Source organism: Mesorhizobium sp. B3-2-1 (assembly GCF_006439515.1).
In the GTDB taxonomy this organism is placed as follows: Bacteria; Pseudomonadota; Alphaproteobacteria; order Rhizobiales; family Rhizobiaceae; genus Mesorhizobium.
Window position 1 is genome coordinate 1 of record NZ_VFTI01000012.1, and the last position, 12,442, is coordinate 12,442.

Sequence of the window (12,442 nt, forward strand, 5' to 3'; positions counted from 1 at the left end):
CGGCAACCGCATCTTAGGGGGAGAAAACTGTTACCTATGTATCCGGTTCATTCTGTTACCCATCTATCCGCTGGACAGCTTTGGCGGGGGATTTCGCGAATTGTCGACGTTACAGAATTGGCGCCTGCTTTGCGGCCAGTTCCCTTCTCCGTCACTATACGGGGAGAAGGTGGCGGCAGCCGGTTGAGGGGCAGCGCCAATCTTTGAGATGACCCGCCTCACATCCCCGTCAGATCGCTCATCAGCCCCGACGCCACCGACAGCCGCGACACGGTGATGTCGCCGCCCTCGGTCAGTGCCTGCAGCCGTTCGCGGATGCGCGCCACCCGCTCACCGCCGGCTTCCAGCCAAGCGGCCACCGGGTCGGCTGCCTTGGCATGGCTGGTGAGCGCGGCGACCGCGATGCCGCGTCGTGCGGCGCCGATCGTGTCGGTGGCGCGGGACAAAGCGAGTTGATCATAATAGTCCGAAGGCGTGATCGAGCGTGCCGCATCCTCGACGCGCGGGATGCGGAAGGCATCGCTGACGGCGAAGAACGCCCTGGCGGCCGCCACGATGTCGGCACCGGCGGTGCGCGCCGTCAGCGCGATGTCGGGGATGAGCTCCGCCGCCTCGCTCATCGCCAGTTGCTCGGCCAGCGTCTCCGGGGCGCCCGCCTTGAACAGGCCGTGCCGCTTCTCCTCGATCCGCTCGCGCGAAAAGGCCGGCAGCAGCGACGCCAGCTTGGGCTCCAGCGCCTTGCGCGCATCCTGCAGTTCGGCGATGCGCTGCCCGAGCGGTGCCGTGCCGGCATCGTTCTTCAGATACCAGCCGCTGCTCATATAGATGAGCCGGCTCACCATCTGATAGAGATCGAGTTGCACCTGGCCGTCTATCTGGTTGTCGAGCGCGTCGATCTCGCGATAGAGCGCCGGCAGCGCAAAGCCGTCGCGCACCACGGCGAAGGTGCGCACCACATCGGCCGCGGTGCGCCCCGTGGCTTCCTGCAGCCGATTGACGAAGGACGGGCCGCCGCGATTGACCAGATCGTTGGCGACGACACGGGCGATGATCTCGCGGCGCAGCCGGTGGCCGTGGATCTCGGAGGCGTATTTCTTCGCCATCCGGTCCGGGAAATAACCCATCAGGTCGCGGTCGAAATGCGCATCGTCCGGCACGTCGCTGGCGACGATATCGGAAAACAGCACGATCTTGGCATAGGCGAGCAGCACGCCGAGCTCGGCCCGGGTTAGCGGCTCGCCGCGCGCCTCGCGTTCGGCAAGGGCTGCCGGCGACGGCAGCGTCTCGACCCCGCGATCGAGCAGGCCACGTGCCTCCAGCGCCGTCATGAAGCGGCTTTGATGCGCGATGTCGGCGAGGCCGCGCTTGCGGGCGATCGAAAGCGCCAGCGTCTGCTGGTAGTTGTTGGACAGCACCAGGCCGCCGACCTCGTCGGTCATCTCGGCCAGCAGCTTGTTGCGTGCTGGGCGCGTCAGAGATCCCTTGCGCATGGCGGACGCCAGCGCGATCTTGATGTTGACCTCGACGTCGGAGCAGTTGACGCCGCCCGAATTGTCGATGGCGTCGGAATTGCAGCGGCCGCCATTCATGCCAAACTCGATGCGCGCCCGCTGCGTCACACCGAGATTGGCGCCTTCGCCGATCACCTTGGCGCGCACGTCGAGCGCGGTGATGCGGACGGCATCGTTGGCGCGGTCGCCGACCTCGGCATTGGTTTCGGTCGACGCCCTGAGATACGTGCCGATGCCGCCGAACCAAAGCAAGTCGACCGGCGCCTTGAGGATGGCGGTCATGATCTCGACCGGCGTGGCGGTCGTCTTGGCGAGGCCGATCGCCGCCGCGGCGGCAGCCGGCAAGGTGATCGACTTCTGGCTGCGCGAGACGATGACGCCGCCTTCCGACAGCTTGCTCTTGTCATAGTCCTGCCAGCTCGAACGCGGCAACGCGAACATGCGCTCGCGCTCGGCCATCGAGGCCGCCATGTCGGGATCCGGATCGATGAAGATGTCGCGATGGTCGAAAGCGGCGATCAGCCGGGTCTTCGGCGACAACAGCATGCCGTTGCCGAACACGTCGCCCGACATGTCGCCGACACCGCCCACGGAGAAAGGAGAGGTCTGGATGTCGCGGTTCATCTCGCGGAAATGCCGCTTGACCGCTTCCCAGGCGCCTTTGGCGGTGATGCCCATCTTCTTGTGGTCGTAGCCGGCCGAACCACCACTGGCAAAGGCATCGTCGAGCCAGAAGCCGTGCTTCTCCGAGATGGCGTTGGCGGTGTCGGAGAAGGTCGCCGTGCCCTTGTCGGCGGCGACCACGAAATAGGGATCGTCCTGGTCGCGGCGCACCACACCAGCCGGCGGGATGACACCGTCCAGCCCGATATTGTCGGTGATCGACAGCAGGCTGGAGACGAAGTTCTTGTAAGCAGAGGTGCCGGCCTCGAAGATGGCGTCGCGTCCAGCGCTCATCGGCAGTTTCTTGGGATAGAAGCCGCCCTTGGCGCCGACCGGCACGATGACGGCGTTCTTGACCTGCTGTGCCTTGACCAGGCCGAGCACCTCGGTGCGGTAGTCCTGAGCACGATCCGACCAGCGCAGGCCGCCACGCGCCACCGGACCGAAACGCAGATGCAGGCCTTCGACCTCGGAGCCGTAGACGAAGATTTCCCGCCATGGCCGCGGCGCCGGCAATCCCTCGACCGCCCGCGACTCGAGCTTGATCGCCAGCGACTGGCCTTTCTCTTTCGTATCGGCAACGAAATGATTGGTACGCAGCGACGCTTCGATCAGATTTAGATAACGGCGGATGATGGTGTCGTCGTCGATGTTGGGCACATCTTCCAGCGCATCCTTGATCTTGGCCTTGAGGTGCTTGGCCGCCACCACGCCTTCCGTTTCCGCCGTCGGGCCGAGCCGCGCTATGAACAGGTCATGCAGGCCCCGCGCGATCTCGGGATAGCGGTTGAGCGCCGCGGCGATGAAATCCTGGCTTTGCGGAATGCCGACCTGCTGCAAATAGCGGCCATAGGCGCGCAGGATGGTGATCTCGCCCGACCACAGGCCGGCGGTCTGGGCAAGGCCGTTATAGCCGTCATTGTCGACGTCGCCGCGCCACACCGACAGGAACGCGTCCTCGAACAGCGCGCCGCCGTCGGCGAGATCGATCGGCTTGCCGTAGCTGTTCTCCAGCTCCATGTCGTGGATGAAGACCAGGCCCGACTGGTCGTCGCCGACCTCGAAGGTGCGCTCGCTGATGACGCGGAAGCCGATGTTCTCCAGCACTGGAACGCGCCGCGACAACGCCACTGGGCTGCCATGGTGATAGATCTTCAGCGCCGCCTGGTGCGTCTTCTGGTCGGCATGGCGGTAATAGTCGATGGCGATCGGATTGCCGGCGCTGATCTTGGCAATACGTCCGGCATCGGCTAGCGCCACCGCCGCGCTGAACGTGTCCCGGTAGCTCTCCGGTAGCCGCGCGGCGATCGCTTTCAACGCCGGGTCGCTGCCGCTGGCTTCGGCCGCATCGGCGAGCGCGTCTTCCCAGGTGCGCACGATGTCGCGGATCGCCGCCTCGATCGTCGCCTGCTCGACCTTCGGCGTCTTGCCGCCGGAGCGGCCGATGATGAAGTGCACGCGCGCCAGCCCGCCTTCGGGAAAGGCCGGGTAGTAGGCCGACAGCCGGCCCTCGAACACGGTTTTCAGATAGGTGGCGATCTTCTCGCGCACGACGCTGTCGTAGCGATCGCGCGGGACGAAGACGAGGATCGAGACGAAACGGTCGAACTGGTCGGCGCGCACCAGCGCCCGCACGCGCGGCCGCTCGACCAGGCCGAGAATGGCAGCGGCATGCTTGCGCAGGATCGGCACCGGCACCTGGAACAGCTCGTCGCGCGGATAGCTTTCCAGCACGTTGATCAGCGCCTTGCCGGAGTGGTCGTGGCGGTCGAAGCCCGACTTGGCGATGATGGTTTCGGCCTTGGACCTGAGATACGGGATCTTCATCACCGAGCGCGTATAGGCGGTCGAGGTGAACAGGCCGACGATGCGCAGTTCGCCCGCCAACGCGCCCTTGGCGGTGTAGGTCTTGACACCGATGTAGTCGAGATAGATGCGCCGGTGCACCAGCGACTTGGCATTGGCCTTGGTGACGATCAGCGGCTCCGGTCCGTGCAGGAAAGCACGGATTTCCGGCGTCGTCGTCACCGCCTCGGTACCGCGCCTCAGCACCAGCACGTCGGGGTCGGTCAGGATGCCGAGGCCGGGTTTTTCGGCGCGCTCCAGATTGCCGCTTTCCTCGCCGCCGGTGTACTTGAATTCACGCATGCCGAGGAAGGTGAAATTGTCGTCGCGCAGCCACTCCAGAAAGGCGATGGCCTCGGCGACGCTCTTCTTGTCGAGCGGCACCGCCGAATAGCGGAATTCGGAGATGGCCTGATCTAGCCGGGCCAGCATCGGCCGCCAGTCGTTGACCGCGGCATGGACCTGGCCAAGCATCTTGCGTAGCCGCTCGGTCAAGCCATTTGCCTGCTCTGGCGTCAGCCGGGGAATGTGCACATGGATTACGCTCAGCCGGTCGTGGCTGCCGTCATCCCTGGCGAAATTGCCGTCGCCGAGGATTTCGTCGACACCCGTCTTGCCATGGCGAACCGTGATCACCGGATGGGTGACCAGGGTCGGTTCACCTGCGGTCTCGGTGACCTCGCCGAGGATGGAATCGAACAGGAACGGCATGTTGTCGTTGACGACCGTGATGACGGTCACCGGGCGGCCTTCGCGAACGACGCCCGAATCGGCTTCGACGGCGACGACGCACTCACCCTTTTTGTGGCCGGCAACCGCCCGGCCGGCGAGATCGGCGGCGCGCTCGAGGTCGGCCACGTCATAGGCGGCGATATCCTCCGCCGGAGCGCGGGCGAGCAGGTAGTCGGCGAGCCTTGCCGATCTGTCCTCGGTCTTCGCCGCAGGTGGCTTCTTCTTCGACTTGACTGCGGACTTCACGCTGGCCATGACGCTTCTTCCCTCCCGTCGTATGCTTTTGCGACTATGGTAGCAGATGACCGCTGTTTGGCGACAAAGGTTTGACGGCTTGCCAAGAATTATCGGAATTCGGCGGCAAGGCATCCCCGACGAGGAGAAATGATCCATGACCGGCAAAATCACCGCGCTTGACCTGGCCTCGGGTGAGCTGAGCGAGCCGACAAAAGCCTATTTCGCCAAATGCGAGGAAAAGCTCGGCCTCGTGCCCAACGTGCTCAGGGCCTATGCCTTCGACGACAAGAAGCTGCGCGCCTTCACCGACATGTACAATGATTTGATGCTGGGCGAATCCGGCCTATCGAAGCTGGAACGCGAGATGATCGCGGTCGCCGTCTCCTCCATCAACCACTGCTATTATTGCCTGACGGCGCATGGCGCGGCGGTGCGCCAGCTCTCGGGCGATCCCTTGCTCGGCGAGATGATGGTGATGAATTTCCGCGCCGCCGACCTTTCCCCGAAGCAGACGGCGATGCTCGAATTCGCCGTCAAGCTGACCGAAGCGCCGGCCAGGATCGTCGAGGCCGATCGTGCGGCCCTGCGCCAGGCCGGATTCAGCGACCGCGACATCTGGGACATCGCCTCGACAGCGGCCTTCTTCAACATGTCGAACCGCGTCGCGGCCGCGATCGACATGCGGCCGAACGACGAATACCACGCCATGGCGCGATAGGGACACGCGCGTTCCGCCATCGGTCCTGGTTTTCATCAAACGTTGACAGGCGCATGCAGCCAGCTAGTTTTCCTTGAAACAAAATTCCGAGGGGTGAACTTGGTGCCCGAAGCCAGAAGCTTCGAGAATGGGAGCCCTTATGCTTGATCGAATCATCAGACCCAGGGTTTTTGTCTGCGCCCTGGTCATGACGCTGGCGCTCGCCGCTCCACCCGCCCATGCCTTCGAGGCGTCGACCGCCTACCAGCCCATTTTCGAAACTGCCGCCGGAAAGACTGTAACGTTGACCGGTCATGACCTGACCGTCGAACAGGTCATCGACATCGCCCGCAACGGCGCCAAGGTCGAGCTCAGCCCCGAGGCGCTGCAGCGTTCGGCCGATGCCTATGGCCTGCTGCTGGAAGGTGCTGCCGAAGGTGTCACGATCTACTGGTTCAACCGTGGCGCCGGCGACCAGCGCGAAACGGTGATCTTCTCCGGCGATCCGACCACCCCGGAAAACACCAAGCTGCTGAAGGAGCAGCAGCTCGCCCGCTTCGAGGGCGGCGTCAACAGAGGCTACGGGCCGGAGCTGCAGGAAGAGACGCTGGTGCGCGCGATCATGGCGATCCGCGCCAATACCATGTCGTATGAAGCGGCCAGCCCGCAGCTGACGCATATGCTGATCGACATGCTGAACAAGCGGGTGACGCCGGTCGTGCAATCGCGCGGTACGCTCGGCGAAGGCGACCTCGCGACACTCGGCAATATCGGCGCGGCCATGGTCGGCGAAGGCGAGGCCTATCTCGACGGCGTTCGCATGCCGGCCACACAGGCCCTTTCGCAGGCCGGCCTGAAGCCGCTCGAGCCTTTTGCCGCCGACCAGGCCGCGCTGATCAGCACCAATGCCTATGCACAGGCACAGGCGGTGCTTTTGCTGGAGGACGCGCGAAAACTGCTGGAATGGACCGACCTCAGCTTCGCCATGGGACTGAACGGCATGAACTCCAGCGTCACGCCGATATCGGTGCCGGTGCAATCCATGCGGCCTTACCCGTGGCTGACATGGGATGCCGCGAGGATCATGGACATGATCAAGGGCAGCTATCTCTTCGATGACGATGCGGCCCGTATCATCCAGGACCCGGAAAGCATGCGCGCGTCCAGCCAGCGCCAGGGCTCGGCCTGGCAGGCCTGGGCGGATCTGCGCCAATCCGTGCTGCTCTCCATCAATTCGTCGGATCACAATCCGGCCGTGCTGCCAGGCCTGACGCCGCAGAGTTCGCCGGAGCTGAGCACGCCGCAATTCATGAAATATTACATCAAGGGCGGGCCGCTGAGTAAGGGTAAGTCCGGCTATATCTTCTCCAATGCCAACTGGGATCCTTATCCCATGGCCAATCAGGTCGAGGCTTTCACCATCTCTCTCACCAATCTCGGCGTCGCGGTTGCGCAGCGCATCGAGCGTTTCCGCAACTCCTTCTTCACCGTGATCAAGCCGGCCGATGTGCTGAAGCCCGAAGATCGTAAGGATATCCCGACCTTCGACGGCTATCTGCCGACCGATCTCTGGCAGGAACTGGCCGACCTCGGCACGCCGGTGACACCGAATGGCCAAGCAATCGTCGCCACCGTCGAGGACCTGGAAGCGCAGACCCGCATCAAGACGCAGCGCGCCCGCGAGGCGGTCGACGTGTCGTTCCATTTGCTGGCGCAGGACCTGTTGACGGCAAGCTATTGGATGGAAATCCGCAAGGCGCAGAATCCGCAGCGGAAATTCGGCGAGGCGCCAACCGCGGCACTCGAGGCGCTGCGCCAGGTGATCCCCTGGCACCAGGCGGCGTCGGAACGGCAAAAGCGGCCGCTCGGCGTGGTTGCCTACGATTTCATGCAGGAGAACCCGGCCTCGAAATTCTATTCCGGCGGGCCGCAGGCGCCGAAGAGTGCGGCACTTCCGATGGCCGGCATTCTGCCCAAGTGATGAAGGTCGCCGCAAGGCAGGTATTCAGGAACCGTCGCGCCACCCTTCAGGACGGTTGGGTGGCGTATGGCGGTCCGCTCGCGGGAGCACGAATATTAGCGCTCGCGCATTTTCATTGCCTGCTGGTCATTTTGGTCCGATGATCGGCGGGCGGCATGACCGCATGTCGGTTCGATGCCGCTGATCAGGGAGGAGAGCATGACAAAGTTTCTCTACATCTATCATGGCTCGGGCAAGATGCCGGCGAACGAGGCGGACCGCAAGGCAATGACCGACGCCTGGACAGGTTGGTTCGGAAAGCTCGGCTCGGCCGTGGTCGAGCGCGGCAATCCTGTCGGCATGTCGAAGACGGTGCTGCCCGGCGGCAAAATCGAGAACAATGGCGGCAGCAACCCGACCGGCGGCTATTCGATCATCGAGGCGAAGGACATCGATGACGCTGCCAGAAAGGCCAAGGAGTGTCCGATCCTGATGGACCCGAACTGCAACGTCGAGATCGCGCCGATCATCAATATGACGGGCTGACGCCTGCTTAGAGCAATTCCAGGAAAAGTGTGAAGCGGTTTTCCGTTCGGTAAAACAGAGAGCTTTAGGATCGCGCCGCGATGGCCGCCGCGGCACCGGCCATCGTCGTGGCACTGACGCGGTTGGCTATCTTCATGGCGCGCTTGCTCCTGAGGAGCTTGCGCGCCTGCGAGGCGGCGAGCACCCAGGTGAGATCGATGGCGATCAGCACCACCGCCATGGTCGCCGTCAGTTCGACCCAGCCGACGAAACTGACCGAAGCGAGGTCGATGATGGTCGGCAACAGCGCCAGGTAGAACATCATGATCTTGGGATTGCCGAGCGTGACAGCCATGCCGGCGAAGAACAGCTTGCCGGCCGAATCTTCACGCGGCATCTCGCCCTCCTTGGCGTCGACAGGCGCCGTCCACATCTTCCAGGCGAGATAGGCGAGATAGGCGACGCCAACCCATTTCACGACGACGAAAGCGAGATGGAAGGTCTGCGCCACCACGGCCAGCCCAAATACCGCCAGCGAAAGCCAGATGCCTTCGCCGATCCACATGGCAAGCAGGAACGGAAACACATCGCGAAAGCCCTTCGAGATGACTCGCGCGACGAGCGCCGCAATCGATGGGCCGGGCGAACCGGCGGCCACGAACAAGGCAGCGGCGAAGATCAGGAGTGAGGCGAGGTGCATGGCGGGTCCTGTCTGACAACCTTTGAAGCCTGACACTAGCGCAAGCGGTCGAGCTTCGGTAGCGCTGGCGAAAAGACGCTTGCCGGTCCGGCGCGGTGCCGCTAGAAGGGCCGCCGCGAAACAATTTCGAGCTTCACTTTGCCTCAGTAACCGCCGGTCTCGTCAACTCCCCCGACACACCTGCATGGCGCCGCATCAGCAGTGCCTGTTTCTTTTTTCATGTGTTCCTCTGGGCGGCGGTTCGAGACCGGTTTGGCACTGCTGAACCGCTGTCGCGCGCTTTCCGCCGGCGACACCTGACTTCACAATCTCCGCAGCCACCCGCCACGCCGCGCCCGCATGGGCATCTCGACATCGCCGACCGGATGAACTTCCCGACGGGAAGGACTTACCGGCATGTCTTCGGTCCTGCGAATCCACTGGACGATCGCGCCTGAAATCGCACCACGCCCCCTGATCAACTGCAATCGCTGCGGCTTCGTGAAGGCCTATCGTTGCAGCGGGAAATTCCGCGTCAACGCCAACGGCAAGCGCATCGACGTGTGGCTGATCTATCGTTGCGTCGATTGCGACAATTCCTGGAATTTCGGCATTTTCGAGCGCTGCAACCGCCGCGATATCGCGCCGGCGCTGCTCGCGGCGCTAGAAAGCAATGATCCGGCGCTGGCGCAGCGCCACGCGTTCGATGTCGTTGCGCTGCGCAGTCAGGTTGGCCGCGTCGAGGAGTTTTCCGATGTCGTCGTGCAAAAGCAGGTAGTTGGAGATGGAGCGGAAGGCGGGACCGCCCTGGAACTCAGGCTTGGGCTCGAAATACCGGTATCGCTGAGGCTCGACCGGCTGCTTGCCACCGAACTGGGCATTTCGCGATCGCGGCTTCAGGCGCTGGAGGAGCTGCAACTGCTGGTCATCGACCCGGACGGGGCAAGAGCCCTGCGCAAGCATGCCCGGGACGGGACGATCATCCGCATCGATCTGGCCGGTGAGGCCGACAGGCATGCCGTCATCTCGGCTGCCGGCGGGTGAACGAAAGAGGGCGGAGCACAAGTGCTCCGCCCTCTCAACTCTTGGAAAGAAAAACTTACGCCGCGCCGACCGCCTTGGACGACTTCTCGAAGCGCTTGCGCTCGTTCGGGTCGAGATAGAGCTTGCGCAGGCGAATGGTCTTCGGCGTTACCTCGACCAGCTCGTCGTCCTGGATCCAGGCCAGCGCGCGCTCCAGCGTCATGCGGATCGGCGGCGTGAGCTTGACCGCTTCATCCTTGCCGGCGGCGCGGATGTTGGTCAGCTTCTTGCCCTTCAGCACGTTCACTTCAAGGTCGTTGTCCCGGCTGTGGATGCCGATGATCATGCCCTGATAGACCTTGACGCCCGGATCGATGACCATCGGGCCACGATCTTCAAGGTTCCACATGGCGTAGGCGACGGACTCGCCCTGCTCGTTGGAGATCAGCACGCCATTGGTGCGGCCGGGCAATTCGCCCTTGTAGGGCTCGTAGGCATGGAACAACCGGTTCATCACGGCGGTGCCGCGCGTGTCGGTCAAAAGCTCCGACTGGTAGCCGATCAGGCCGCGCGTCGGCGCGTGGAAGACGATGCGCTGGCGGTTGCCGCCCGAGGGCCGCAGCTCGACCATCTCGGCCTTGCGCTCCGACATCTTCTGCACGACGACGCCGGCATGCTCCTCGTCGACGTCGATGACGACTTCCTCGACCGGCTCCAGCAATTCGCCGTTTTCGCCCTTCTGCATGACGACGCGCGGACGCGAGACGGCGATCTCGAAACCTTCGCGGCGCATGGTCTCGATCAGCACGGCGAGCTGCAATTCGCCGCGTCCGGAGACGAAGAACGAATCCTTGTCGGGCGATTCCTCGATCTTGAGCGCGACATTGCCTTCGGCCTCCCGAAGCAACCGGTCGCGGATGACGCGGCTGGTCACCTTGTCGCCTTCGGTGCCGGCAAGCGGGCTGTCGTTGACCAGGAAGGACATGGTCACGGTCGGCGGGTCGATCGGCTGCGCATGCAGCGCCTCGGTCACCGCCAGGTCGCAGAACGTGTCGGCGACGGTGCCCTTGGACAGGCCGGCAATGGCAACGATGTCACCCGCCTGCGCCTCTTCGATCGGCTGGCGCTCGAGGCCACGGAAAGCGAGGATCTTGGAGATGCGGCCGGTTTCGATCTGGGTGCCGTCATTGTGCAACACCTTGACCGCCTGGTTGGACTTCAGCGTGCCGCTCTCGATGCGGCCGGTGATGATGCGGCCGAGGAAGGGATTGGCTTCCAGGATGGTGCCGATCATGCGGAACGGGCCGGGATGGACGGTCGGCGCCGGCACATGCTTGATGACGAGGTCGAACAGCGGCGCAAGCTGCTGGTCCTTGGGGCCTTCCGGGTTTTCCGACACCCAGCCGTCGCGGCCCGAACCATAGAGGATCGGGAAATCGAGCTGCTCGTCGGTGGCGTCGAGCGCGGCGAACAGGTCGAACACCTCGTTGACCACCTCGACATGGCGCGCGTCGGGACGGTCGATCTTGTTTATGACGACGATCGGCTTCAGGCCGACCTTGAGCGCTTTGCCGACGACGAATTTGGTCTGCGGCATCGGGCCTTCTGCGGCGTCGACCAGCACGATGGCCGAATCCACCATCGACAGGATGCGCTCGACCTCACCGCCGAAATCGGCGTGGCCGGGGGTGTCGACGATGTTGATGCGGGTGTCCTTCCAGTCGACCGACGTCGCCTTGGCCAGGATGGTGATGCCGCGTTCCTTTTCGAGATCGTTGGAATCCATGGCGCGCTCGGCGACCCGCTGGTTGTCGCGGAAGGAGCCGGACTGTTTCAAAAGCTGGTCGACCAGGGTGGTCTTTCCATGGTCGACGTGCGCGATGATCGCGATATTACGGAGGTTCATGATTCTGGTCTCGGAAGCGTTGCAGGCAGCAGGCCAAAGGCGCTGCCTCTTTCGGTTGCGCGGCTCATACAGGGTTTTTCGCAGTTGCGAAAGGGGACGCGCGATACCAAATACTCATCAAATCTTAAGCATCTGCGTGTGAGATGATTTTGTTAACCAAGGCGGGAACCTTTTAAGGCCCCGGGCAGTTCGAACGTCATGACCGATAAACTCAACCGATTTTGGCCGCTGATCGCGTCCGCCGCCTTTGCCGTCCTGCTGGCGGCCAACGCCGCGCAGTCGGCCGCGACGCTGAAGGAAGCGCGGTCCGTCCTGCCGGCTGATGCGCCTTCCGCGCAGCAGGCTTTTGCCGACGCGCCCGACGGCGTCGACCCGATGGTGACCGGCCCGGTCAGCGCCGCCTTCAAGCAGAGACAGGCCAGCGCGAGCTGCGACACAGCGGTCTGGCCTCACATTCCAATGGTCTGCTATCCCGACTGACAGTTCGCGCCGCTCGCGAAGCCGCCGATCTCCCCCCTCGCGGGGGAGATGTCCGGCAGGACAGAGGGGGGCGCCGTCGAGCGCCACCCTTGAGTTAATTCTCGATCGTCAAGAACCTGGCGTCGGCATACTCTTGCAATTGGGTCAGAGGGGTCGGCGGGACAGCGCCCCCCTCTGCCCTGCC

The 12,442-nt window shown here is 63.7% G+C and carries 9 protein-coding genes; 6 read left to right on the plus strand and 3 right to left on the minus strand.

Annotated features, from left to right (window positions below; all coding sequences use genetic code 11):
* Nucleotides 1-187, plus strand: a 187-nt coding sequence (locus FJW08_RS32675; RefSeq protein WP_210241191.1) for a hypothetical protein, incomplete at its 5' end; no start/stop codon positions are given.
* A gap of 31 nt (nucleotides 188-218) precedes the next feature.
* Here FJW08_RS32675 and FJW08_RS14190 read toward each other — a convergent pair.
* Nucleotides 219-5,006: an NAD-glutamate dehydrogenase gene (locus FJW08_RS14190; protein WP_140811089.1), complete on the minus strand. Its 4,788-nt coding sequence runs from the start codon at nucleotides 5,004-5,006 to the stop codon at nucleotides 219-221.
* 136 nt (nucleotides 5,007-5,142) lie between these two features.
* Between FJW08_RS14190 and FJW08_RS14195 the strand changes: the two genes are divergently transcribed.
* The 3 genes from FJW08_RS14195 (at nucleotide 5,143) to FJW08_RS14205 (ending at nucleotide 8,191) form a co-directional block, all read left to right on the plus strand.
* A complete protein-coding gene (locus FJW08_RS14195; protein ID WP_140811090.1) occupies nucleotides 5,143-5,706 on the plus strand; it encodes a peroxidase-related enzyme in 564 nt (187 codons plus the stop codon).
* A 139-nt stretch (nucleotides 5,707-5,845) separates the two neighbouring features.
* On the plus strand, nucleotides 5,846-7,666 hold the full coding sequence (locus FJW08_RS14200) for an aromatic amino acid ammonia-lyase (protein WP_140811091.1): 1,821 nt from the start codon (nucleotides 5,846-5,848) through the stop codon (nucleotides 7,664-7,666).
* 198 nt (nucleotides 7,667-7,864) lie between these two features.
* Nucleotides 7,865-8,191, plus strand: a complete 327-nt coding sequence (locus FJW08_RS14205) for a hypothetical protein (protein ID WP_140811092.1) — start codon at nucleotides 7,865-7,867, stop codon at nucleotides 8,189-8,191.
* A 64-nt stretch (nucleotides 8,192-8,255) separates the two neighbouring features.
* Here FJW08_RS14205 and FJW08_RS14210 read toward each other — a convergent pair whose 3' ends face one another.
* Nucleotides 8,256-8,870, minus strand: a complete 615-nt coding sequence (locus tag FJW08_RS14210) for a LysE family translocator (RefSeq protein WP_140811093.1) — start codon at nucleotides 8,868-8,870, stop codon at nucleotides 8,256-8,258.
* 396 nt (nucleotides 8,871-9,266) lie between these two features.
* Between FJW08_RS14210 and FJW08_RS14215 the strand changes: the two genes are divergently transcribed.
* Nucleotides 9,267-9,893 (plus strand): DUF1062 domain-containing protein, encoded by a 627-nt coding sequence (locus FJW08_RS14215; RefSeq protein WP_140811095.1) that lies wholly within the window; start codon nucleotides 9,267-9,269, stop codon nucleotides 9,891-9,893.
* Nucleotides 9,894-9,948: 55 nt separating this feature from the next.
* Here FJW08_RS14215 and typA read toward each other — a convergent pair whose 3' ends face one another.
* Entirely contained in the window at nucleotides 9,949-11,778 is a 1,830-nt protein-coding gene (gene typA / locus FJW08_RS14220; protein ID WP_027145159.1) for a translational GTPase TypA, read from the minus strand.
* A 198-nt stretch (nucleotides 11,779-11,976) separates the two neighbouring features.
* Between typA and FJW08_RS14225 the strand changes: the two genes are divergently transcribed.
* On the plus strand, nucleotides 11,977-12,258 hold the full coding sequence (locus FJW08_RS14225; RefSeq protein WP_140761663.1) for a hypothetical protein: 282 nt from the start codon (nucleotides 11,977-11,979) through the stop codon (nucleotides 12,256-12,258).
* Nucleotides 12,259-12,442 lie beyond the last annotated feature (184 nt).

Excerpts from the sequence above, each read along its gene's own strand:
- FJW08_RS14225 (WP_140761663.1), top strand. The coding sequence starts at position 11,977 with ATGACCGATAAACTCAACCGATTTTGGCCGCTGATCGCGTCCGCCGCC.
- FJW08_RS14215 (WP_140811095.1), top strand. The coding sequence starts at position 9,267 with ATGTCTTCGGTCCTGCGAATCCACTGGACGATCGCGCCTGAAATCGCA.
- typA (WP_027145159.1), bottom strand. The coding sequence starts at position 11,778 with ATGAACCTCCGTAATATCGCGATCATCGCGCACGTCGACCATGGAAAG.
- FJW08_RS14200 (WP_140811091.1), top strand. The coding sequence starts at position 5,846 with ATGCTTGATCGAATCATCAGACCCAGGGTTTTTGTCTGCGCCCTGGTC.
- FJW08_RS14195 (WP_140811090.1), top strand. The coding sequence starts at position 5,143 with ATGACCGGCAAAATCACCGCGCTTGACCTGGCCTCGGGTGAGCTGAGC.
- FJW08_RS14210 (WP_140811093.1), bottom strand. The coding sequence starts at position 8,870 with ATGCACCTCGCCTCACTCCTGATCTTCGCCGCTGCCTTGTTCGTGGCC.
- FJW08_RS14190 (WP_140811089.1), bottom strand. The coding sequence starts at position 5,006 with ATGGCCAGCGTGAAGTCCGCAGTCAAGTCGAAGAAGAAGCCACCTGCG.
- FJW08_RS14205 (WP_140811092.1), top strand. The coding sequence starts at position 7,865 with ATGACAAAGTTTCTCTACATCTATCATGGCTCGGGCAAGATGCCGGCG.